This is a genomic window from Cellulosimicrobium sp. NPDC055967 (assembly GCF_042269845.1).
In the GTDB taxonomy this organism is placed as follows: Bacteria; Actinomycetota; Actinomycetes; order Actinomycetales; family Cellulomonadaceae; genus Cellulosimicrobium.
In genome coordinates this window covers 40,274-62,651 of sequence record NZ_JBHJYJ010000001.1, presented here as the reverse complement: position 1 = coordinate 62,651, position 22,378 = coordinate 40,274, and the positions used below count along the sequence as shown (strand labels likewise).

Genomic DNA, 22,378 nt, shown 5'->3' with positions numbered 1-22,378 from the left:
GGTGATGAGTGGTCAGCAACCAGGCGGTGCTCGAGTCCCGCCTGGCGGCCGCACAGGCGACGAACGCCCGTGGGCGCCACCGGCGCGCGATCCGTGCCTTCGAGGAGATCGTCGCCGAGGTCGAGGCGCAGGGGGACGGGGCGACTCGCGAGGCCGTGTACGTGGCCGCCCGGGCAGGCATGAGTCGCGCCGTCGCGGAGTTCGAGCTGTCCGGGTCGCTGGATGACGCGCTCGGGCGGCTCGCGCTCCTCGAGGAGCGCGGGGCCGCCCTGGGCATGTACGACCTGCAGTTCGTCGTGCGCGCCCAGCGCGGGCTCCTCCGGCTGCGGACGGGCGACGTGCGGGAGGCGCTCGTCGAGATGGAGGAGGCGGCCACGGGCGTCGACGACGCGCGCCCGCTCGACGCCGCGGTGCTCATGCTGAACCTCGGGTCGCTGCGGCTCGAGCTCGGCGACGCCGAGGGAGCGAGCCGCGACCTGGACGACGCCGTGCGCCGGGGCGTCGCGCTCGGGGACGACCTCCTCGTCTCCAAGGCGCGCCACAACCTCGGGTACGCGGAGTACCTCCGTGGCGATCTCCCGGTCGCGCTGCGTGCGATGGACGAGGCCGCTGACCAGGCGCCGGACCGGCACGCCGCGGTCGGCCTGATCGACCGCGCCCAGGTGCTGCTCGACGCCGGGCTGCTGACCGAGGCCGACGACGCGCTGCGCGAGGCGCGCGAGCACCTCTCGCGCTACCGCATGCTGCGCGACCTCGCCGAGGTCGAGCTGGTGCGGTCGCGCGTCGTGCTCGGCCTGCGCCGCTACGCCGACGCCCGCCGACTGGCCCGGTCGGCGTCGCGCCGGTTCGACCGGCTGGGGAACGCCCCGTGGATGCTGCGCGCCCGCGTCGCCGAGCTGCAGGCGGCGCTCGCGGAGCACCGGTCGGACGGCGTGACGCGGACGACGGCACGGCGGCACGCCGGCTGGGCGCTCGACCTCGCGCGCGAGGGCGAGGCGCTCGGCGGAGCTGCCGGCCTCGGCGTGACGATCCCGGCCCAGCTCCTCGCCGCCGAGTGGCTCGTGACCGCGGGGGACGTGCCCGCCGCACAGGACGTCCTGGCGCAGGTTCCCGGGCGGCTCGACCGCGCCCCGCTGCCCGTGCGGCTGCAGCACGAGGCCGTGCTCGCCCAGCTCGCGTTCGCGGCCGGGGACCGCCGTGGCGGCGTGCGGGCCGTGCGGCGCGGGCAGTCGGCCCTCGCCGAGCACCGCGCGCGGCTCGGCTCCGTGGACGCGGTGACGGCGTCGGCCGTGCACGGGGTCCGGCTCGGCAACGTGGACGTGGAGGCGGCGCTGCGGACGCGGCGCCCGGGGACGATCTTCGACGCGGTCGAGCGGGGTCGCGCGGCGTTCGCGGGCACCGGCCGCGTGCGACCGCCGTCGGACCCGGTCCTCGCGGACCTCCTCGCCGCGGCGCGCCGCGAGGTCGAGGCCGCCCGCGCGCTCGGCGCGCCCTCGGACCCCTCGCACCTCGCCCGTCGCCAGGACCACCTGCGGTCGGCGCGTCGGCTGCAGGACGACGCGCGGCGCCGCGCCTGGCAGCACGGGGGAGAGGCAGCCACCCCGCTGGCCACGACGGAGCGCCGGCTCCGGGCCGCCCTCGCCGCGGCGGGCTCCGACGCCGTCGTCGCCGACCTCGTGGTCGAGGGCGACGACGTGCTCGCCGTCCGCGTGTCCGCGGCGGGGACGCGGCTCGTGCGGCTCGCCCCGCGCGCGACGGTCGCGGAGCAGGTGCGCCGCGCCCGGGCCGACTTCGCGGTGCTCTCGAACGTGCTCATCCCCGTCCCGATGCGGGAGGCGGCCGTCGGGTCGCTCACCCGCGCCCTGACCGCGCTCGACGACGCCCTCGTCGTTCCCCTGGGGGCCGACGGCGACCTGCACCTCGCCGCGCGCGACCTGCTGCTCGCGCTCCCGTGGGCCTCGCTGCCCTCGCGGCGGGGCCGGCGGACGTGGGCGAACTCGTGGGTGGACCTGCGGGTCGGGGACCCGACGCGGCGTGCCGACGAGGCGCTCGTCGTCGCTGGCCCCGGGCTGCGGTTCTCGGGCGCCGAGGCCAAGCTCGTCGCGTCGGTCTGGGAGGGCTCCGAGGCCCTCGCGGGCGAGGACGCCACGTGCGAGGCGGTGGTCGAGGGCCTCCGGAGCGCCGGGGTGGTCCACCTCGCGGCGCACGGGACGCACGAGACCGACAACCCGCTCTTCTCCTCGCTGCGGCTCGCCGACGGCCCGCTGTTCGCGCACGAGCTGGACGGGATCGACCTGCACGGTGTGGTCGTGGTCCTCTCGGCGTGCGAGGTGGGGCTCTCGACGCCGCGCATCGGCGGCGAGTCCCTCGGCCTGACGAGCGTGCTGCTGCGGCTGGGCGCGCGAGCGGTGGTCGCGAGCGTCGCCCCGCTGCGCGACGACGTCGCCGCGCGCGTCATGCCCTCGCTCCACGCCGAGCTGCGTGACGGCGCCATGCCGGGGACGGCGCTCGCCCGCGCGGTCGCGGACGAGCCCGAGCCCGTCCCGCTCGTGTGCTTCGGGCCGCTGGTGCTCTGACCGCGAGGGGGAGCGCCCGACGTGGCGGCCGCGGTTTGGAGCACACGCCGTCGTCCCGTACGATGAGCGTGTACCCAAGACCGCCGGTCGTCCGACGCTGCCCGCAGACTCCGTCTGCAGGACGTGACGGACCGAAGTCCCACCACGAGGTGGAGGCCAGCGCAGGTAGCGAATCGACGACGTCCGCCCGGCCCCGCCGCGCGTGCGACCACGAGCCCCGCGCCTGCGCGGGGCTCTTTCTCGTTCCGGGACGGACGCCGGTGGTACCACCACCGGAAGGATTGCCATGGCGAGGCCGGACAAGGCAGCCGCAGTCGCCGAGATCTCGGACAAGTTCCGCGACTCGAACGCTGCCGTGCTGACCGAGTACCGCGGGCTCACCGTCGCGCAGCTCAAGCAGCTGCGTCGGTCGCTCAGCGGCAACGCAACCTACGCCGTGGTGAAGAACACGCTGACCGCCATCGCGGCCAAGGAGGCCGGTGTCGAGGGACTCGACGCCGACCTGCAGGGCCCGTCGGCAATCGCCTTCGTCACCGGGGACCCGGTCGAGGCTGCCAAGGGTCTGCGTGACTTCGCCAAGGCGAACCCCGCGCTGGTCATCAAGGGCGGTGTCCTCGACGGGCGCCCCCTGACCGCCGCGGAGGTCACGAAGCTCGCGGACCTCGAGTCCCGCGAGGTCCTGCTGGCCAAGGCGGCCGGCGCGATGAAGGCCAAGCTCTTCCAGGCTGCCTACGTCTTCACCGCGAACACCGCCCAGGCCGCCCGCGTCATCGATGCCCTGCGTCAGAAGCAGGAATCGGAGGGCGCTGCCGCCTGATCCCGCGCCCGGGGCTCGCCCCGGTCCCGTGATCCACGCAGCGCAAGCACACACCCCGCTTCTGGCAGGCCCGCACCGGGCCGCTGCCGAGCACCGACCGAAAGGAACGCCATCATGGCGAAGCTCAGCACCGACGAGCTCATCGAGCAGTTCAAGGAGCTCACCCTCATCGAGCTCAACGAGTTCGTGAAGGCCTTCGAGGAGACCTTTGAGGTCACCGCCGCCGCCCCCGCCGCCGTCGCGGTCGCCGCCCCCGCGGGTGGCTCGGGCGACGCCCCGGCCGAGGAGGAGAAGGACGAGTTCGACGTCATCCTCGAGGCCGCCGGCGACAAGAAGATCCAGGTCATCAAGGAGGTGCGCGCGCTCACGTCCCTCGGCCTGAAGGAGGCCAAGGACCTCGTGGACGGTGCCCCGAAGCCGGTCCTGGAGGGCGCGAACAAGGAGACGGCCGAGAAGGCCAAGGCTGCCCTCGAGGGCGCCGGCGCCACGGTCACCCTCAAGTGATCTCGCCGGTCCCGTCCTGACGGGACCGGTCAGCACGCCGCACGAGGCCCGCACCCCACCCGGGGTGCGGGCCTCGTCGTCGTTCTCGCCGCCCGACGGCGTGAGCGGGCGGGGGAGCGCGGCGCAGCGCTGGGCGTGCACGGCGTCGGGCGCCCGGGCGGGCGCACCGGCTTCACGGAACGGCCACGAGTGTGCCACCATGTGCGGGTCGACGACGCAGGACAGCGAGGTCGACGGCAGCAGGTTCGCGACCCGCGAGACGGGTCGGAGGCGGGCGACGAGGCCCGCGCGAGTACCGGTGGGACGCTCAGGCGTCCGGTTCCGGGCGGGGTCCGCACGCCCCGGGGTTGTGTTGCGATGCGTTGTGGGCTATGCTCACGCTTTGCGCTGTCCTGTGCCCCCGATCTCAAATACCCCCGACCCCCTTGTCGACGTACGTGCGCGTCCGCGAGGTGTCGTGGCGGCGGTGATCGTGTCCAGCCCGGCGGTGCAGCGTTCTTTCGATCTGCAGGGAAGGACCCCTCTTGGCTGCCTCGCGCACCCCTTCTGCTCCGACCGCCGACGCCATCGCGAACCGCACCGCATCGCGTCGCCTCTCCTTCGCCAAGATCTACGAGCCCCTCGAGGTCCCCGACCTGCTGGGCCTCCAGACCGAGAGCTTCGACTGGCTCCTCGGCAACGAGGCGTGGCAGGCGCGTGTCGCCGCCGCGGCCGCGGCCGGCCGCCAGGACGTGCCCTCGACGTCGGGTCTCGAGGAGATCTTCGAGGAGATCTCCCCGATCGAGGACTTCGGGTCCTCGATGTCGCTGTCGTTCTCCAACCACCGATTCGAGCCGCCGAAGTACACGGCCGACGAGTGCAAGGAGAAGGACTTCACGTACGCCGCGCCGCTCTTCGTCACCGCGGAGTTCGTCAACTACAACACCGGTGAGATCAAGAGCCAGACGGTCTTCATGGGCGACTTCCCGCTCATGACCGAGCGCGGCACCTTCATCATCAACGGCACCGAGCGCGTCGTCGTCTCCCAGCTCGTCCGCTCGCCCGGCGTCTACTTCGAGCGCGCGGCCGACAAGACGAGCGACAAGGACATCTTCTCCGCGAAGATCATCCCGTCGCGCGGCGCCTGGCTCGAGTTCGAGATCGACAAGCGCGACGCCGTCGGCGTGCGCGTCGACCGCAAGCGCAAGCAGTCCGTCACGGTGCTGCTCAAGGCGCTCGGCCTGACCGAGTCGGAGATCCGCGAGCAGTTCGCCGACTTCCCGTCGGTGCTCGACACGCTCGAGAAGGACCACGTCCACACCCAGGACGAGGCCCTCGTCGACCTGTACCGCAAGATCCGCCCGGGCGAGCCGCCGACCGTCGAGGCCGGCCGCGCGCTGCTCGAGAACTTCTACTTCAACCCGAAGCGCTACGACCTCGCGAAGGTCGGCCGCTACAAGGCGAACAAGAAGCTCGGCATCGACGCGCCGCTCACGGACTCCACGCTCTCCGTCTCGGACGTCGTCGCGACGATCAAGTACCTCGCGGCCCTGCACGCCGACCACGCGTCCATCCCGGGCACCCGGAACGGCGAGGCCGTCGAGGTGCGCGTCGAGACGGACGACATCGACCACTTCGGCAACCGTCGCATCCGCGCCGTCGGCGAGCTCATCCAGAACCAGGTCCGCACGGGCCTGTCCCGGATGGAGCGCGTCGTGCGCGAGCGCATGACGACGCAGGACGTCGAGGCGATCACGCCGCAGACGCTCATCAACATCCGCCCGGTCGTGGCGTCCATCCGCGAGTTCTTCGGCACGTCGCAGCTCTCGCAGTTCATGGACCAGAACAACCCGCTCGCGGGCCTGACGCACAAGCGTCGTCTCTCGGCCCTCGGCCCGGGTGGTCTGTCGCGCGACCGCGCCGGCATGGAGGTCCGTGACGTCCACCCGTCGCACTACGGCCGCATGTGCCCGATCGAGACCCCTGAGGGTCCGAACATCGGTCTGATCGGCTCGCTCGCGTCGTACGGGCGGATCAACCCGTTCGGCTTCATCGAGACGCCGTACCGCAAGGTGTCGGCGGGCAAGGTCACGGACGAGGTCGTCTACCTCACGGCCGACGACGAGGACCGTCACGTCATCGCGCAGGCGAACCAGGTGCTCAACGCCGACGGCTCCTTCGCGGACGAGCGCGTGCTCGTGCGCACCAAGGGTGGCGAGGTCGAGATCGTGCCCGGCGCGCAGGTCGACTACATGGACGTCTCGCCGCGCCAGATGGTCTCGGTCGCGACGGCGCTCATCCCGTTCCTCGAGCACGACGACGCGAACCGCGCCCTCATGGGCGCGAACATGCAGCGCCAGGCCGTGCCGCTGGTGCGCTCCGAGGCCCCGCTCGTCGGGACCGGCATGGAGTGGCGCGCGGCCGTCGACGCGGGCGACGTCGTCGTCGCGTCGAAGCCCGGTGTCGTCACCGAGGTCTCGGCCGACCTCGTGCTCGTCGCGAACGACGACGGCACGACCGGCAGCTACCGCATCGCGAAGTTCCGCCGCTCCAACCAGGGCACGAGCTACAACCAGCGCGTGCTCGTCGACGAGGGCCAGCGCGTCGAGCCCGGCTCCGTCCTCGCGGACGGCCCGGCGACCGACGAGGGCGAGCTCGCGCTCGGCCGCAACCTCCTCGTGGCGTTCATGTCGTGGGAGGGCCACAACTACGAGGACGCGATCATCCTCAGCCAGCGTCTCGTGCAGGACGACGTGCTCTCCTCGATCCACATCGAGGAGCACGAGGTCGACGCGCGCGACACCAAGCTCGGCCCGGAGGAGATCACGCGGGACATCCCGAACGTTTCCGAGGACGTGCTCGCGGACCTCGACGAGCGCGGCATCATCCGCATCGGCGCCGAGGTCGGCGCGGGCGACGTCCTGGTCGGCAAGGTCACCCCGAAGGGCGAGACCGAGCTGACCCCGGAGGAGCGCCTGCTCCGCGCGATCTTCGGCGAGAAGGCGCGCGAGGTGCGCGACACGTCCCTCAAGGTGCCCCACGGCGAGTCCGGCACGGTCATCGGCGTGCGCGAGTTCAACCGCGAGGACGGCGACGAGCTGCCCGCGGGCGTGAACCAGCTCGTGCGCGTCTACATCGCGCAGCGCCGCAAGATCACGGACGGCGACAAGCTGGCCGGCCGTCACGGCAACAAGGGCGTCATCTCCAAGATCCTGCCCGTCGAGGACATGCCGTTCCTCGCGGACGGGACGCCGGTCGACGTCGTCCTCAACCCGCTGGGCGTCCCCGGTCGTATGAACGTCGGCCAGGTCCTCGAGACGCACCTCGGGTGGGTCGCGAAGCAGGGCTGGGACATCTCCCTCGCCGACGGCAAGGACCTCTCCTGGCGGGAGAACGTCCCGGAGATCGCCGCGACGTCCGAGCCCGGTCGCCCTGTCGCCACCCCGGTGTTCGACGGCGTCCACGAGGACGCGCTCACGGGCCTGCTCTCGACGACGATCCCGAACCGCGACGGCGACCGCATGGTCGGCGCCGACGGCAAGGCGCGCCTCTTCGACGGCCGCTCCGGCGAGCCGTTCCCCGAGGCCGTGTCGGTGGGCTACATGTACATCCTCAAGCTCCACCACCTGGTCGACGACAAGATCCACGCGCGCTCGACCGGCCCGTACTCGATGATCACGCAGCAGCCGCTGGGTGGTAAGGCGCAGTTCGGCGGTCAGCGCTTCGGCGAGATGGAAGTGTGGGCCCTCGAGGCGTACGGCGCGGCCTACACGCTCCAGGAGCTCCTCACCATCAAGTCGGACGACGTCCCCGGCCGCGTCAAGGTCTACGAGGCGATCGTCAAGGGCGAGAACATCCCCGACTCGGGCATCCCGGAGTCCTTCAAGGTCCTCCTCAAGGAGATGCAGTCGCTGTGCCTGAACGTCGAGGTGCTCTCGAGCGACGGCGTGTCCATCGAGATGCGGGAGTCGGACGACGACGTGTACCGCGCAGCAGAAGAGCTCGGCATCGACCTGTCGCGCCGCCCCAACGCGGCGTCCAGCGTCGACGAGATCTGATCTCGGGCAGGCGGGAGCGGGTCACCCCGCTCCCGCCGACGACCCCGCACCAACCGTCTTTATGGCGTCGGCACCGGCCCCGGCCGGTCCCGGCAGACGAAGGAAGTAGGACAACTTGCTCGACGTCAACGTCTTCGACGAGCTGCGTATCGGCCTGGCCACGGCCGACGACATCCGTGCGTGGTCGCACGGAGAGGTGAAGAAGCCCGAGACCATCAACTACCGCACCCTCAAGCCCGAGAAGGACGGCCTCTTCTGCGAGAAGATCTTCGGCCCCACCCGGGACTGGGAGTGCTACTGCGGCAAGTACAAGCGCGTGCGCTTCAAGGGCATCATCTGCGAGCGCTGCGGCGTCGAGGTGACGCGCTCGAAGGTGCGTCGTGAGCGCATGGGCCACATCGAGCTCGCCGCGCCCGTCACGCACATCTGGTTCTTCAAGGGTGTGCCGTCGCGCCTCGGCTACCTGCTCGACCTCGCCCCGAAGGACCTGGAGAAGGTCATCTACTTCGCGGCGTACATGATCACGTCGGTCGACGACGAGGGTCGCCAGGAAGACCTCCCCAACCTCCAGAACGAGATCGACCTGGAGAAGAAGGAGATCGCGGACGCCCGCGACAACGACATCAACTCCCGCGCGCAGAAGCTCGAGGCCGACCTGGCCGAGCTCGAGGCCGAGGGTGCCAAGGCCGACGCGCGCCGCAAGGTCCGCGACTCGGCCGAGCGCGAGATGGCGCAGATCCGCAAGCGCGCGGACGCCCAGCTCGACCGCCTCGACCAGGTGTGGGACCGCTTCAAGAACCTCAAGGTCGCCGACCTCGAGGGCGACGAGATGCTGTACCGCGCCCTCCAGGACCGCTACGGCACCTACTTCGAGGGCTCGATGGGCGCCGCGGCGATCCAGAAGCGTCTCCAGGACTTCGACCTGGAGGCGGAGGCCGAGTCCCTGCGCGAGACCATCCGCTCGGGCAAGGGGCAGCGCAAGACGCGTGCCCTCAAGCGCCTCAAGGTCGTCAACGCGTTCCTCACCACGACGAACTCGCCCACGGGCATGGTGCTCGACGCCGTCCCGGTCATCCCGCCGGACCTGCGCCCGATGGTGCAGCTCGACGGTGGCCGCTTCGCGACGAGCGACCTGAACGACCTGTACCGCCGCGTGATCAACCGGAACAACCGCCTCAAGCGTCTGCTCGACCTGGGCGCGCCGGAGATCATCGTCAACAACGAGAAGCGGATGCTCCAGGAGGCCGTCGACTCGCTGTTCGACAACGGCCGTCGTGGTCGTCCGGTCACGGGCCCGGGCAACCGCCCGCTCAAGTCCATCTCGGACATGCTCAAGGGCAAGCAGGGTCGTTTCCGTCAGAACCTGCTCGGCAAGCGCGTCGACTACTCGGGCCGTTCGGTCATCGTCGTCGGCCCGCAGCTCAAGCTGCACCAGTGCGGCCTGCCGAAGCAGATGGCGCTCGAGCTGTTCAAGCCGTTCGTCATGAAGCGGCTCGTGGACCTCAACCACGCGCAGAACATCAAGAGCGCCAAGCGCATGGTCGAGCGTGCCCGCCCGGTCGTGTGGGACGTGCTCGAAGAGGTCATCACGGAGCACCCCGTGCTGCTCAACCGTGCGCCGACGCTGCACCGCCTGGGCATCCAGGCGTTCGAGCCGCAGCTCGTCGAGGGCAAGGCGATCCACCTGCACCCGCTCGTCTGCGCCGCGTTCAACGCGGACTTCGACGGCGACCAGATGGCCGTCCACCTGCCCCTGAGCGCGGAGGCGCAGGCCGAGGCCCGCATCCTCATGCTCTCGAGCAACAACATCCTCAAGCCGTCGGACGGCCGTCCGGTGACCATGCCCTCGCAGGACATGATCATCGGTCTGTACCACCTGACGAGCGACCGCGAGGGCGCCGAGGGCGAGGGCCGCGCGTTCGGCTCGGTGGCCGAGGCGATCATGGCGTTCGACCAGGGCACCCTGGACCTCAACGCCCAGGTGAAGATCCGCACGACGGACCTCGTCCCGCCGGTCTCCGGCTTCGAGGCTCCCGAGGGCTGGGAGGAGGGTCAGCCGATCCTCTTCGACACCACGCTCGGTCGCGCGCTGTTCAACGAGACGCTCCCCGTCGACTACCCGTACGTGAACTCGGTGGTCGACAAGAAGCGCCTCTCGGCGATCGTCAACGAGCTCGCGGAGCGCTACCCGAAGGTCGAGGTCGCGGCGTCGCTCGACGCGCTGAAGGCCGCCGGCTTCCGCTGGGCGACCCGCTCGGGCGTCACGATCGCGATCTCCGACGTCGCCACCCCGGCGGCGAAGGCGGAGATCCTCGAGCAGCACGAGGAGCGCGCGCTCAAGGTCCAGCAGCAGTACGACCGTGGTCTCATCACGGACGACGAGCGCCGTCAGGAGCTCATCGAGATCTGGACCCAGGCGACGGACAAGGTCGCCTCCGTCATGCGCGAGAACCTCGAGGCGAACGACCGCAACACCGTGTACCGCATGGTCGGCTCCGGTGCTCGTGGTAACTGGATGCAGGTCCGCCAGATCGCCGGCATGCGCGGCCTCGTGGCGAACCCGAAGGGCGAGATCATCCCGCGCCCGATCAAGTCCAACTACCGCGAGGGCCTGTCCGTCCTCGAGTACTTCATCGCGACGCACGGGGCCCGCAAGGGTCTGGCGGACACCGCGCTGCGGACCGCCGACTCGGGCTACCTCACGCGTCGTCTCGTGGACGTGTCGCAGGACGTCATCGTCCGCGAGGAGGACTGCGGCACGGAGCGCGGCCTGACGCTGCCGATCGCGGAGGAGCTCGCGGGCAAGCTCGTGCGTCACCCGAAGGTGGAGACGAGCGTCTACTCGCGCACCCTCGCGGCCGACCTGGTCGACCCGGACGGGAACGTCGTCGGCAAGGCCGGCGACGACGCGGGCGACGTCCTCATCGACGCCGCGGTCTCCGCGGGCGTCCGTGAGGCCAAGGTCCGCTCGGTCCTCACGTGCGAGTCGCGCGTCGGCACGTGCGCCAAGTGCTACGGGCGCTCGCTCGCCACGGGCAAGCTCGTCGACATCGGCGAGGCCGTCGGCATCATCGCCGCCCAGTCGATCGGTGAGCCCGGCACCCAGTTGACGATGCGTACGTTCCACACCGGTGGTGTGGCGTCCGCGGACGACATCACGCAGGGTCTGCCGCGTGTCACGGAGCTCTTCGAGGCCCGCACCCCCAAGGGTGAGGCGCCCATCGCGGAGTTCTCGGGCCGCATCGCGATCGACGACGCGGAGCGCTCGCGCCGTCTCGTCCTCACGCCGGACGACGGCTCGGAGGAGATCGCGTACCCGGTGACCAAGCGTGCCCGCCTGCTCGTGCAGGACGGCGACCACGTCGCGGTCGGCACGCAGCTCGTCCAGGGTGCGGTGGACCCCAAGAAGGTCCTGCGCATCCTCGGCCCGCGCGCCACGCAGAAGCACCTGGTGGACGAGGTCCAGGAGGTCTACCGCTCCCAGGGCGTGGACATCCACGACAAGCACATCGAGGTCATCGTGCGGCAGATGCTGCGTCGCGTGACCGTGCTCGACTCGGGCGACTCGCACCTCCTGCCGGGCGAGCTCGCCGAGCGCGGCCGCTTCGAGGACGCGAACCGTCGCGCGGTGGCGGAGGGTGGCCAGCCGGCCTCCGGCCGTCCCGAGCTGATGGGCATCACGAAGGCGTCGCTCGCGACGGACTCGTGGCTGTCGGCGGCCTCCTTCCAGGAGACGACGCGCGTGCTCACCGAGGCGTCGATGAGCGGTCGTCGCGACCCGCTCCTCGGCCTCAAGGAGAACGTCATCATCGGTAAGCTCATCCCGGCCGGTACCGGTCTGCCCCGGTACACCAAGGTCCAGGTCGAGCCGACCGAGCAGGCGAAGACGGAGCTCTACCCGAGCTTCGGCTACGACGAGATCGACTTCCCGGCGCTCGGCATGGGCTCCGGCGAGGCGATCCCGCTCGAGGACCTGGACTTCGGCGACTACCGCTGACGTCACTTCGCTGCCGGACGGGTGCCCGCCGGCGCCCCGCACCTCGGTGCGGGGCGCGGGCGCGGCACCCGTCCGGCGTCCTGGGGGAGTGCACCGCCCGCCTCCGGCGGGCGGTGACCTGCTCCTTTGACTACTTGTCGAGGGGCGGGTAACCTGGTAAACCGTGCCCGCGCCGTCGGGCCCTCCGTGATGTCCCTGGCGGGGCGGTGTCAGCGAGCGATCGCTCCCACCTCCGCGCAGCGGGCTCCGGACGGGCCGATGTGAGTGCCCGGGCACTCCGGATCCCGGTCCTCGCGGCGCCCTCGTGCCCGCAGGCGGGGGACGGACCATCGAGCCGGTGGTAGGTGGCTGCTGCAGCGTGTCTCGCGCTGCGGGTGCCTCGTGCGATCGGCTCCAGCAGCCAGCACGACCACCATCGGGGATAGCCCCGGTAGCTCGAGAAGACACGGAGACGTAGTGCCTACGATCCAGCAGCTCGTCCGCAAGGGGCGGACCTCGAAGGTGGGGAAGTCGAAGACCCCCGCCCTCAAGGGTTCCCCGCAGCGGCGCGGTGTGTGCACGCGCGTGTACACCACCACCCCGAAGAAGCCGAACTCCGCGCTGCGCAAGGTCGCTCGCGTGAAGCTCTCCTCCCAGGTCGAGGTCACGGCCTACATCCCCGGCGTCGGCCACAACCTCCAGGAGCACTCCATCGTGCTCGTGCGCGGCGGTCGTGTGAAGGACCTCCCGGGTGTGCGCTACAAGATCGTGCGCGGCGCGCTCGACACGCAGGGCGTGAAGAACCGCAAGCAGGCCCGCTCCCGCTACGGCGCCAAGAAGGAGAAGAGCTGATGCCTCGCAAGGGCCCGGCCCCGAAGCGGCCGCTCATCGTCGACCCCGTCTACGGGTCGCCCGTCGTCACGCAGCTCATCAACAAGGTGCTGCTCGACGGCAAGAAGTCCACCGCCGAGTCGATCGTCTACGGCGCCCTCGAGGGCGTCCGGGCGAAGACGGACGGCGACCCCGTCGTCGTCCTCAAGCGTGCGCTCGAGAACGTCCGCCCCGCGCTCGAGGTCCGCTCGCGCCGCGTCGGTGGTGCGACCTACCAGGTGCCGGTCGAGGTGCGCCCCGCGCGCGCCACGACGCTCGCGCTGCGCTGGCTCACGGACTACTCGCGCGCGCGTCGCGAGAAGTCGATGACGGAGCGCCTCATGAACGAGATCCTCGACGCCAGCAACGGCCTCGGCGCCGCGGTCAAGCGCCGCGAGGACATGCACAAGATGGCGGAGTCCAACAAGGCCTTCGCCCACTACCGCTGGTAGTCCGCACGACGGGCCCCGGGGACCGGAGCGTCCCCGGGGCTGTCGGCGGGTCCGAGGCCGGTCATCCCGGTCCGAGCAGCGCCCCCGACTCAACCCATCTAACGAGGGAAGCAGACCGTGGCACTTGACGTGCTGACCGACCTGAGCAAGGTCCGCAACATCGGCATCATGGCCCACATCGATGCCGGGAAGACCACGACCACCGAGCGCATCCTGTTCTACACGGGTGTGAACTACAAGCTCGGCGAGACGCACGACGGCGCGTCCACGACCGACTGGATGGAGCAGGAGAAGGAGCGCGGCATCACGATCACGTCCGCCGCCGTCTCGTGCTACTGGAACAAGAACCAGATCAACATCATCGACACGCCCGGCCACGTCGACTTCACGGTCGAGGTCGAGCGCTCCCTGCGCGTGCTCGACGGCGCCGTCGCCGTCTTCGACGGCAAGGAGGGTGTCGAGCCGCAGTCGGAGACGGTGTGGCGCCAGGCGGACAAGTACAACGTCCCGCGCATCTGCTTCGTCAACAAGATGGACAAGCTCGGCGCGGACTTCTACTTCACCGTCGACACGATCATCAACCGCCTCAAGGCGAAGCCGCTGGTCATCCAGCTCCCGATCGGGGCCGAGAGCGACTTCACCGGTGTCGTGGACCTGCTCGAGATGAAGGCGCTCGTCTGGCACGGGGAGACCCAGCTCGGCGAGGCGTACGACACCGAGGAGATCCCCGCGGACCTGGTCGAGAAGGCCCAGCAGTACCGCAGCGAGCTCGTCGAGGCCGTCGCCGAGGCCGACGAGGAGCTGCTCGAGAAGTACCTCGGCGGCGAGGAGCTGACGATCGCCGAGCTCAAGGCCGGCATCCGCAAGCTCGTCATCGCGGGCGAGGCGTTCCCGGTCCTGTGCGGCTCCGCGTTCAAGAACAAGGGCGTCCAGCCCATGCTCGACGCGGTCATCGACTACCTGCCGTCGCCCCTCGACGTGCCGGCCATCGACGGTCACGACCCGAAGGACGAGGAGAAGGTCGTCCAGCGTCACCCCGACGCCTCGGAGCCGTTCTCCGCGCTCGCGTTCAAGGTGGCGGCGCACCCGTTCTTCGGCAAGCTCACGTACGTGCGCGTGTACTCGGGCCGCGTCGAGCCCGGCCAGCAGGTCGCGAACTCGACCAAGGGCAAGAAGGAGCGCGTCGGCAAGATCTTCCAGATGCACTCCAACAAGGAGAACCCGGTCGACGAGGCGAGCGCCGGTCACATCTACGCGGTCATCGGCCTCAAGGACACGACCACCGGTGACACGCTGAGCGACATGGCGAACCCGGTGATCCTCGAGTCGATGAGCTTCCCGGAGCCCGTCATCGACGTCGCGATCGAGCCGAAGACGAAGGCCGACCAGGAGAAGCTCTCCACGGCGATCCAGAAGCTCGCCGAGGAGGACCCGACCTTCCGCGTCAAGCTGGACGACGAGACCGGCCAGACCGTCATCGGCGGCATGGGCGAGCTCCACCTCGACATCCTCGTCGACCGCATGCGTCGCGAGTTCAAGGTCGAGGCGAACGTCGGCAAGCCGCAGGTCGCGTACCGCGAGACGATCCGTCGCAAGGCGGAGAAGATCGACTACACGCACAAGAAGCAGACCGGTGGGTCCGGGCAGTTCGCGAAGGTCCAGGTGACCTTCGAGCCGCTCGACACGGCCGAGGGCGAGCTCTACGAGTTCTCCAACGCCGTCACCGGTGGTCGCATCCCGCGCGAGTACATCCCGAGCGTCGACGCCGGCATCCAGTCCGCGATGGAGCTCGGCGTGCTCGCCGGCTTCCCGCTGGTCGGGGTCAAGGCGACCCTGCTCGACGGCGCCTACCACGAGGTCGACTCCTCGGAGATGGCGTTCAAGATCGCCGGCTCGATGGTCCTCAAGGAGGGCGTCAAGCGGGCGGACCCGGTTCTGCTGGAGCCGGTGATGGCGGTCGAGGTGCGTACGCCCGAGGAGTACATGGGCGACGTCATCGGCGACCTGAACTCACGTCGTGGAATGATCCAGTCCATGGAGGACGCGACGGGTGTGAAGGTCGTCCGGGCACAAGTACCGTTGTCAGAGATGTTCGGGTACATCGGTGACCTCCGGTCCAAGACCCAGGGTCGCGCGGTGTACTCGATGCAGTTCGACAGCTACGCCGAGGTTCCTCGGAACGTTGCCGAAGAGATCATCAAGAAGACCCGGGGCGAGTGAGTCCCCACAGGTCGAAGACCCGCACAACCATCAACCTGTAGGAAACCGCAACGCCCCGCGGATGTAAGATCTCTCGGTCGACATTCGCAACGTTCGGCACATCTACCCAAGTCCCAGGAGGACCCCAGTGGCTAAGGCCAAGTTCGAGCGGACCAAGCCGCACGTCAACGTCGGCACCATCGGTCACGTCGACCACGGTAAGACGACGCTCACGGCGGCGATCTCGAAGACGCTCGCGGACACGTACCCGGACCTGCCGGCGAACACGCAGCGCAACTTCGACGAGATCGACGCGGCTCCCGAGGAGAAGCAGCGCGGTATCACGATCAACATCGCGCACATCGAGTACGAGACGCCGAAGCGCCACTACGCGCACGTCGACGCCCCGGGTCACGCCGACTACATCAAGAACATGATCACCGGTGCCGCCCAGATGGACGGCGCGATCCTGGTGGTCGCCGCGACCGACGGCCCGATGGCCCAGACGCGCGAGCACGTCCTGCTCGCCCGCCAGGTCGGCGTGCCGTACCTGCTCGTCGCGCTGAACAAGTCCGACATGGTCGACGACGAGGAGATCCTCGAGCTCGTCGAGATGGAGGTGCGCGAGCTCCTCTCCTCGCAGGAGTTCGACGGCGACAACGCGCCGGTCGTGCGCGTGTCGGGTCTCAAGGCGCTCGAGGGCGACCCCGAGTGGACCGCGAAGATCATCGAGCTCATGGAGGCCGTGGACGAGAACGTCCCGGAGCCCGTCCGCGAGCTCGACAAGCCGTTCCTCATGCCCGTCGAGGACGTCTTCACGATCACCGGTCGTGGCACCGTCGTCACCGGCAAGGTGGAGCGTGGCACGCTCGACCTCAACTCGGACGTCGAGATCGTCGGCATCCGCTCGCCCCAGAAGACCACGGTCACGGGCATCGAGACGTTCCACAAGCAGATGGACCAGGCTCAGGCCGGCGACAACACCGGTCTGCTCCTGCGCGGCATCAAGCGCGAGGACGTCGAGCGCGGCCAGGTCGTCGTCAAGCCGGGCTCGATCACCCCGCACACCAACTTCGAGGCGCAGGTCTACATCCTGGGCAAGGACGAGGGTGGCCGCCACAACCCGTTCTACTCGAACTACCGTCCGCAGTTCTACTTCCGGACCACGGACGTCACCGGCGTCATCACGCTGCCCGAGGGCACCGAGATGGTCATGCCCGGCGACAACACCGAGATGACGGTCGAGCTCATCCAGCCGATCGCCATGGAGGAGGGCCTCGGCTTCGCCATCCGTGAGGGTGGCCGCACCGTCGGCTCGGGCCGCGTCACCAAGATCATCAAGTGATCTGACGCTGCCTCCGCAGCACTCGTCGAAGGCCCGGTCCCGTCCGCGGGGCCGGGCCTTCGGCCTGCGGTCCGCCGCCCTGTGCGGTGACGCCGCGGTCACCCCTGCGGTGACCGTCACAGCACCCGCCCCGGTCTCGACTTGGCCCGGGCGGCCTTCGTGTGGCAGACTGTTCAGGTTGCCTGTTACGGGTGCGCTCTTTCACGTGTCGAACAGTGTGTTGAACCGGTCCTCCCGAGGAGGGCCAGGACCCCGGGACCTCGTCCCGGGTCTGCGGGTTGAGCTCTCTGTCGCCATGGATCGAGTACCCCGCGGAACACACGTTCCGGCCAGGCTCGCACAAACGTTGTGGTCCGCTCCGCGGAGCCGTGCGTCAGCACGGTGCGGACGCCGGTCCACATATCCAACGGCCCTGCGTCTCTCGGCGCGTGCGCCCAGGTGCGTCGCGACTACGCGACACGCCCGAGCGCGGGGGTCGGACAGCTAGCGGTTCGAGAGAGAGAGTCAGACGACGCCATGGCGGGACAGAAGATCCGCATCCGGCTCAAGTCCTACGACCACGAGGTCATCGACAGCTCGGCGCGCAAGATCGTCGACACGGTGACGCGCGCTGGTGCAACGGTCGTGGGTCCGGTGCCGCTGCCGACGGAGAAGAACGTCTTCTGCGTCATCCGGTCGCCTCACAAGTACAAGGACAGCCGCGAGCACTTCGAGATGCGCACGCACAAGCGGCTGATCGACATCATCGATCCCACGCCGAAGGCCGTCGACTCGCTCATGCGTCTCGACCTGCCTGCGGACGTGAACATCGAGATCAAGCTCTGAGGCTGGAGGACATCATGACTATTCCCCAGCAGAACGCGCGCCCGGTCACCGCGGTGCTCGGCACGAAGCTCGGGATGACGCAGCTCTGGGACGAGGCCGGTCGCCTCGTGCCCGTGACCGTCGTCGCCGTCGGGACGAACGTCGTGACGCAGGTGCGCACGGCCGACGCCGACGGGTACGCCGCCGTGCAGCTCGCCTACGGCCAGATCGACCCGCGCAAGGTCACGAAGCCGCTCAAGGGCCACTTCGAGAAGGCCGGCGTCACGCCGCGCCGTCACGTCGCCGAGGTCCGCACCACCGACGCCGCCGAGTACTCGCTCGGCCAGGAGATCACCGCGGAGGCCTTCGAGGCCGGCGCCGTGGTCGACGTCGTGGGCACGACCAAGGGCAAGGGCACCGCCGGTGTCATGAAGCGCCACGGCTTTGCCGGCGTGGGCGCCTCGCACGGTGCGCACCGCAACCACCGCAAGCCGGGCTCGATCGGTGGGGCCTCGACCCCGTCGCGCGTGTTCAAGGGCCTGCGCATGGCCGGTCGCATGGGCAACGCCCGCCAGACCACCCAGAACCTGACCGTCCACGCGGTCGACGCCGAGAAGGGTCTGCTGCTCGTCAAGGGCGCGGTTCCCGGCCCCAAGGGCGGCGTCGTCCTCGTGCGCAGCGCCGCGAAGGGAGCGTGAACACCATGTCCGCTCTGACCGTTGACGTGCTGGACCCCAAGGGCAAGAAGGCCGGCACCGCCGAGCTCCCCGCCGAGGTGTTCGACGTCGAGCTCAACGTCCCGTTGATCCACCAGGTCGTCGTCGCCCAGCGTGCCGCTGCACGCCAGGGCACCCACGACACCAAGAGCCGCGGCGAGGTCCGCGGTGGTGGTCGCAAGCCGTACAAGCAGAAGGGCACCGGCCGCGCCCGCCAGGGTTCGACCCGTGCGCCGCAGTTCGCCGGCGGTGGCACCGTCCACGGCCCGACGCCGCGCTCGTACGACCAGCGGACGCCCAAGAAGATGAAGGCCGCCGCGCTCCGCGGTGCCCTCTCGGACCGCGCCCGCAACGGCCGTGTCCACGTCGTGACCGGCTTCGGCGTCGACGGCCTGCCGTCGACCAAGACCGCCGTCTCGACGCTCGCCAAGCTCTCCGAGCGCAAGCACGTCCTCGTCGTCACCGAGCGTGGCGACGAGCTGACGATCAAGTCGCTGCGGAACGTCGAGCAGGTCCACCTCCTGGTGGCCGACCAGCTCAACACCTACGACGTGCTCGTCTCCGACGACGTCGTCTTCACGCAGGGCGCGCTCGACGCGTTCCTGGCGGGCCCGGCCACGGGTCGCTCCGCGAAGGCCGTCGCCACCTCCACCGAGGCGGACGAGACTGCTGCCGAGGAGGCCGCGAAGTGACCACCGTGACCAAGGACCCCCGTGACGTGATCCTCGCGCCGGTCGTCTCCGAGAAGAGCTACGGCCTGCTCGACGAGGGCAAGTACACGTTCGTCGTCGACCCGCGGGCCAACAAGACCGAGATCAAGATCGCCGTCGAGCAGATCTTCTCGGTCAAGGTGGCCTCGGTGAACACGATCAACCGCAAGGGCAAGACGCGTCGCACGCGTTTCGGCCTGGGCAAGCGCAAGGACACCAAGCGTGCGATCGTCACCCTCCGCGAGGGCACGATCGACATCTTCGGCTGAGCCGACGAGAGCAGATTGAGGACAGATCCCCATGGGAATCCGTAAGTACAAGCCGACGACGCCCGGCCGCCGCGGCGCGAGCGTCGCCGACTTCGCCGAGATCACGCGCTCGCAGCCGGAGAAGTCTCTGGTCCGCCCGCTCTCGAAGAGCGGCGGCCGCAACAGCTCCGGCCGGATCACCACCCGTCACAAGGGTGGTGGCCACAAGCGTGCGTACCGCGTGATCGACTTCCGTCGTCACGACAAGGACGGCGTGCCCGCCAAGGTCGCGCACATCGAGTACGACCCCAACCGCACGGCGCGCATCGCGCTCCTGCACTACGCGGACGGCGAGAAGCGCTACATCATCGCGCCGGCGAAGCTCAAGCAGGGCGACGTCGTCGAGAACGGCGCGGGCGCGGACATCAAGCCCGGCAACAACCTGCCGCTGCGCAACATCCCGACCGGTACGGTCATCCACGCCATCGAGCTCAAGCCCGGTGGCGGCGCGAAGATCGCCCGCTCGGCCGGTGCGTCGGTGCAGCTCGTCGCCAAGGACGGGCCGTACGCGCAGCTGCGCATGCCCTCCGGCGAGATCCGCAACGTCGACCTGCGCTGCCGCGCGACGGTCGGCGAGGTGGGCAACGCCGAGCAGTCGAACATCAACTGGGGCAAGGCCGGCCGCATGCGCTGGAAGGGCAAGCGCCCGACCGTCCGTGGTGTCGCCATGAACCCGATCGACCACCCGCACGGTGGTGGTGAGGGCAAGACCTCCGGTGGTCGCCACCCGGTGAGCCCGTGGGGCCAGCCGGAGGGTCGTACCCGCCGTCCCAACAAGCCGAGCGACAAGCTGATCGTGCGTCGTCGCCGTACCGGCAAGAAGCGCTGATAGGAGCCTGGAGACATGCCTCGTAGCCTGAAGAAGGGCCCCTTCGTCGACGACCACCTGCAGAAGAAGGTGGACGCTCAGAACGAGAAGGGGACCAAGAACGTCATCAAGACCTGGTCCCGTCGGTCGGTCATCACGCCCGACTTCCTCGGTCACACGTTCGCCGTGCACGACGGTCGCAAGCACACGCCGGTGTTCGTCACCGAGTCGATGGTCGGCCACAAGCTCGGCGAGTTCGCTCCCACGCGGACCTTCCGCGGCCACGTGAAGGACGACAAGAAGGGTCGTCGCCGCTGACCCCCGGGTCAGTCTGGTGACGACCTGGACGGTCAAGAGACAAGAAGGCAGGACAGCAATGGAAGCCAAGGCGCAGGCGCGGTTCGTCCGTGTCACGCCCCAGAAGGCCCGGCGCGTCGTGGACCTCATCCGTGGCAAGCAGGCCTCCGAGGCCGTCGCGGTGCTGAAGTTCGCACCGCAGGCGGCGAGCGAGCCCGTCCGCAAGGTCGTGGAGAGCGCCATCGCGAACGCCCGGGTGAAGGCAGACCGTGCGAGCGAGGCGTTCGAGGAGCAGGAGCTCGTCGTGCGTGAGGCGTTCGTCGACGAGGGCCCGACCCTCAAGCGTTTCCGCCCGCGGGCCCAGGGCCGTGCGAACCGCATCCTCAAGCGCACCAGCCACATCACCGTGGTCGTCGCTCCGCGTGAGAACACGAAGGGAAGTGCCCGATAGTGGGACAGAAGGTTCACCCGCACGGGTACCGCCTCGGCATCACCACCGACCACCGGTCGCGCTGGTTCGCCGACAGCACCAAGCCCGGACAGCGGTACCGCGACTACGTCCGCGAGGACGTCCAGATCCGCAAGCTCATGAGCACCGGTCTCGAGCGCGCAGGCATCTCCAAGGTCGAGATCGAGCGCACCCGTGACCGCGTCCGCGTGGACATCCACACGGCGCGCCCCGGCATCGTCATCGGTCGCCGCGGCGCCGAGGCGGACCGCATCCGCGGCGAGCTCGAGAAGCTCACCGGCAAGCAGGTGCAGCTCAACATCCTCGAGGTGAAGAACGCCGAGACGGACGCGCAGCTCGTCGCCCAGGGCATCGCCGAGCAGCTCGCGAGCCGCGTCTCGTTCCGTCGTGCGATGCGCAAGGGCATCCAGTCGGCCCAGCGCGCCGGTGCCAAGGGCATCCGCGTGCAGGTCTCCGGCCGCCTCGGCGGCGCGGAGATGAGCCGGTCGGAGTTCTACCGCGAGGGTCGTGTGCCGCTGCACACGCTCCGCGCATACATCGACTACGGCTTCTTCGAGGCCCGCACGACCTTCGGCCGCATCGGCGTGAAGGTCTGGATCTACAAGGGCGACGTCACCGAGAAGGAGTTCGCCGCGCAGCAGGCCACGGCCGCTCCGCGCCAGGGCCGTGGCGGCCCGCGCGGTGAGCGTGGCGGCGACCGTCGTGGTGGTGGCCGTCGTCCCGAGCGTTCGGGCGAGCGGACCTCCGGGTCCGAGGCGCCGGCCGCGGCTGAGCAGTCCGCTCCTGCCGCGGAGGCGAAGGCCCCTGAGACTGGAACGGAGGCCTGAGTCATGCTGATCCCGCGCAGGCTCAAGCACCGCAAGCAGCACCACCCGTCGCGCTCCGGCGCGGCGAAGGGTGGCACGCAGATCGCGTTCGGCGAGTACGGCATCCAGGCTCTCGAGCCGGCGTACGTCACCAACCGTCAGATCGAGGCTGCTCGTATCGCGATGACCCGCCACATCAAGCGTGGCGGCAAGGTCTGGATCAACATCTACCCGGACCGTCCCCTGACCAAGAAGCCCGCCGAGACCCGCATGGGTTCCGGTAAGGGTTCGCCCGAGTGGTGGGTCGCCAATGTCAAGCCCGGCCGCATCGTCTTCGAGCTGGCCGGTGTCCCGGAGGACCTGGCTCGCGAGGCCATGCGCCGCGCGATCCACAAGCTCCCGATGAAGTGCCGTTTCGTGGTGCGCGAGGGTGGTGGCAACTGATGGCAATCGGAACGAAGGGGCTCGCCCCCGTCGACCTCGACGCCATGGACGACGAGACGCTCGTCGCCGAGCTCAAGAAGGTCAAGGAGGAGCTCTTCAACCTCCGCTTCCAGTCGGCCACCGGCCAGCTGGAGAGCCACGGGCGCCTCAAGGCCGTCCGCCGCGACATCGCGCGGATCTACACGATCCTGCGTGAGCGCGAGCTCGGCATCCGTACCGCGCCGAGCGCCGAGTGAGTGA

19 protein-coding genes are annotated in these 22,378 nt (G+C 69.8%); all 19 read left to right on the top strand.

Going from position 1 to position 22,378, the window contains the following annotated elements; genetic code table 11:
* Nucleotides 1-8 precede the first annotated feature (8 nt).
* The 19 genes from ACFC2L_RS00330 (at nt 9) to rpmC (ending at nt 22,374) form a co-directional block, all read left to right on the top strand.
* Nucleotides 9-2,576: a CHAT domain-containing protein gene (locus ACFC2L_RS00330; RefSeq protein WP_375822271.1), complete on the top strand. Its 2,568-nt coding sequence runs from the start codon at nt 9-11 to the stop codon at nt 2,574-2,576.
* 286 nt (nt 2,577-2,862) lie between these two features.
* Nucleotides 2,863-3,393, top strand: coding sequence for a 50S ribosomal protein L10 (gene rplJ, locus ACFC2L_RS00325; protein WP_021483443.1), 531 nt, complete (start codon nt 2,863-2,865; stop codon nt 3,391-3,393).
* A 114-nt stretch (nt 3,394-3,507) separates the two neighbouring features.
* The gene (rplL, locus tag ACFC2L_RS00320) at nt 3,508-3,897 is read left to right on the top strand and encodes a 50S ribosomal protein L7/L12 (protein WP_021483444.1); all 390 of its coding nucleotides are present in this window, start codon (nt 3,508-3,510) and stop codon (nt 3,895-3,897) included.
* 524 nt (nt 3,898-4,421) lie between these two features.
* Entirely contained in the window at nt 4,422-7,934 is a 3,513-nt protein-coding gene (rpoB, locus tag ACFC2L_RS00315) for a DNA-directed RNA polymerase subunit beta (RefSeq protein WP_375822270.1), read from the top strand.
* A gap of 115 nt (nt 7,935-8,049) precedes the next feature.
* The gene (locus ACFC2L_RS00310; RefSeq protein WP_375822269.1) at nt 8,050-11,931 is read left to right on the top strand and encodes a DNA-directed RNA polymerase subunit beta'; all 3,882 of its coding nucleotides are present in this window, start codon (nt 8,050-8,052) and stop codon (nt 11,929-11,931) included.
* A gap of 456 nt (nt 11,932-12,387) precedes the next feature.
* Nucleotides 12,388-12,762, top strand: a complete 375-nt coding sequence (gene rpsL, locus ACFC2L_RS00305) for a 30S ribosomal protein S12 (protein ID WP_021479869.1) — start codon at nt 12,388-12,390, stop codon at nt 12,760-12,762.
* Nucleotides 12,762-13,232: a 30S ribosomal protein S7 gene (gene rpsG / locus ACFC2L_RS00300; RefSeq protein ID WP_047233808.1), complete on the top strand. Its 471-nt coding sequence runs from the start codon at nt 12,762-12,764 to the stop codon at nt 13,230-13,232. The genes rpsL and rpsG overlap by 1 nt, the downstream gene beginning before the upstream one ends.
* A gap of 117 nt (nt 13,233-13,349) precedes the next feature.
* Entirely contained in the window at nt 13,350-15,452 is a 2,103-nt protein-coding gene (gene fusA / locus ACFC2L_RS00295; RefSeq protein ID WP_375822268.1) for an elongation factor G, read from the top strand.
* 127 nt (nt 15,453-15,579) lie between these two features.
* The gene (tuf, locus tag ACFC2L_RS00290) at nt 15,580-16,776 is read left to right on the top strand and encodes an elongation factor Tu (RefSeq protein ID WP_375822267.1); all 1,197 of its coding nucleotides are present in this window, start codon (nt 15,580-15,582) and stop codon (nt 16,774-16,776) included.
* A gap of 516 nt (nt 16,777-17,292) precedes the next feature.
* Nucleotides 17,293-17,601 carry a 30S ribosomal protein S10 gene (rpsJ, locus tag ACFC2L_RS00285; protein WP_012867945.1) on the top strand — a complete coding sequence of 103 codons (309 nt, stop codon included), beginning with the start codon at nt 17,293-17,295 and terminating at the stop codon, nt 17,599-17,601.
* Between the two features lie 14 nt (nt 17,602-17,615).
* A complete protein-coding gene (gene rplC, locus ACFC2L_RS00280) occupies nt 17,616-18,278 on the top strand; it encodes a 50S ribosomal protein L3 (RefSeq protein WP_375822266.1) in 663 nt (220 codons plus the stop codon).
* Nucleotides 18,279-18,283: 5 nt separating this feature from the next.
* Nucleotides 18,284-18,988: a 50S ribosomal protein L4 gene (gene rplD / locus ACFC2L_RS00275; RefSeq protein WP_047233829.1), complete on the top strand. Its 705-nt coding sequence runs from the start codon at nt 18,284-18,286 to the stop codon at nt 18,986-18,988.
* Nucleotides 18,985-19,275: a 50S ribosomal protein L23 gene (rplW, locus tag ACFC2L_RS00270; RefSeq protein ID WP_021479876.1), complete on the top strand. Its 291-nt coding sequence runs from the start codon at nt 18,985-18,987 to the stop codon at nt 19,273-19,275. Before rplD ends, rplW begins: the two co-directional genes overlap by 4 nt.
* A 31-nt stretch (nt 19,276-19,306) precedes the next feature.
* Nucleotides 19,307-20,143, top strand: a complete 837-nt coding sequence (gene rplB, locus ACFC2L_RS00265) for a 50S ribosomal protein L2 (RefSeq protein WP_047233812.1) — start codon at nt 19,307-19,309, stop codon at nt 20,141-20,143.
* A gap of 15 nt (nt 20,144-20,158) precedes the next feature.
* Complete coding sequence (rpsS, locus tag ACFC2L_RS00260) at nt 20,159-20,440, top strand: 30S ribosomal protein S19 (RefSeq protein ID WP_021479878.1); 282 nt, start codon at nt 20,159-20,161, stop codon at nt 20,438-20,440.
* 58 nt (nt 20,441-20,498) lie between these two features.
* Nucleotides 20,499-20,870: a 50S ribosomal protein L22 gene (gene rplV / locus ACFC2L_RS00255; protein ID WP_021479879.1), complete on the top strand. Its 372-nt coding sequence runs from the start codon at nt 20,499-20,501 to the stop codon at nt 20,868-20,870.
* Nucleotides 20,870-21,715, top strand: a complete 846-nt coding sequence (gene rpsC, locus ACFC2L_RS00250; protein WP_375822265.1) for a 30S ribosomal protein S3 — start codon at nt 20,870-20,872, stop codon at nt 21,713-21,715. Before rplV ends, rpsC begins: the two co-directional genes overlap by 1 nt.
* 3 nt (nt 21,716-21,718) lie before the next feature.
* Entirely contained in the window at nt 21,719-22,138 is a 420-nt protein-coding gene (gene rplP / locus ACFC2L_RS00245) for a 50S ribosomal protein L16 (protein WP_047233815.1), read from the top strand.
* Nucleotides 22,138-22,374: a 50S ribosomal protein L29 gene (gene rpmC, locus ACFC2L_RS00240; RefSeq protein ID WP_021480429.1), complete on the top strand. Its 237-nt coding sequence runs from the start codon at nt 22,138-22,140 to the stop codon at nt 22,372-22,374. Before rplP ends, rpmC begins: the two co-directional genes overlap by 1 nt.
* Nucleotides 22,375-22,378: the final 4 nt, after the last annotated feature.

Excerpts from the sequence above, each read along its gene's own strand:
- rplP (WP_047233815.1), top strand. The coding sequence starts at position 21,719 with ATGCTGATCCCGCGCAGGCTCAAGCACCGCAAGCAGCACCACCCGTCG.
- rpsS (WP_021479878.1), top strand. The coding sequence starts at position 20,159 with ATGCCTCGTAGCCTGAAGAAGGGCCCCTTCGTCGACGACCACCTGCAG.
- rplJ (WP_021483443.1), top strand. The coding sequence starts at position 2,863 with ATGGCGAGGCCGGACAAGGCAGCCGCAGTCGCCGAGATCTCGGACAAG.
- rplD (WP_047233829.1), top strand. The coding sequence starts at position 18,284 with ATGTCCGCTCTGACCGTTGACGTGCTGGACCCCAAGGGCAAGAAGGCC.
- rplC (WP_375822266.1), top strand. The coding sequence starts at position 17,616 with ATGACTATTCCCCAGCAGAACGCGCGCCCGGTCACCGCGGTGCTCGGC.
- rpsG (WP_047233808.1), top strand. The coding sequence starts at position 12,762 with ATGCCTCGCAAGGGCCCGGCCCCGAAGCGGCCGCTCATCGTCGACCCC.
- rpmC (WP_021480429.1), top strand. The coding sequence starts at position 22,138 with ATGGCAATCGGAACGAAGGGGCTCGCCCCCGTCGACCTCGACGCCATG.
- rpsJ (WP_012867945.1), top strand. The coding sequence starts at position 17,293 with ATGGCGGGACAGAAGATCCGCATCCGGCTCAAGTCCTACGACCACGAG.
- rplL (WP_021483444.1), top strand. The coding sequence starts at position 3,508 with ATGGCGAAGCTCAGCACCGACGAGCTCATCGAGCAGTTCAAGGAGCTC.
- rplB (WP_047233812.1), top strand. The coding sequence starts at position 19,307 with ATGGGAATCCGTAAGTACAAGCCGACGACGCCCGGCCGCCGCGGCGCG.
- rplV (WP_021479879.1), top strand. The coding sequence starts at position 20,499 with ATGGAAGCCAAGGCGCAGGCGCGGTTCGTCCGTGTCACGCCCCAGAAG.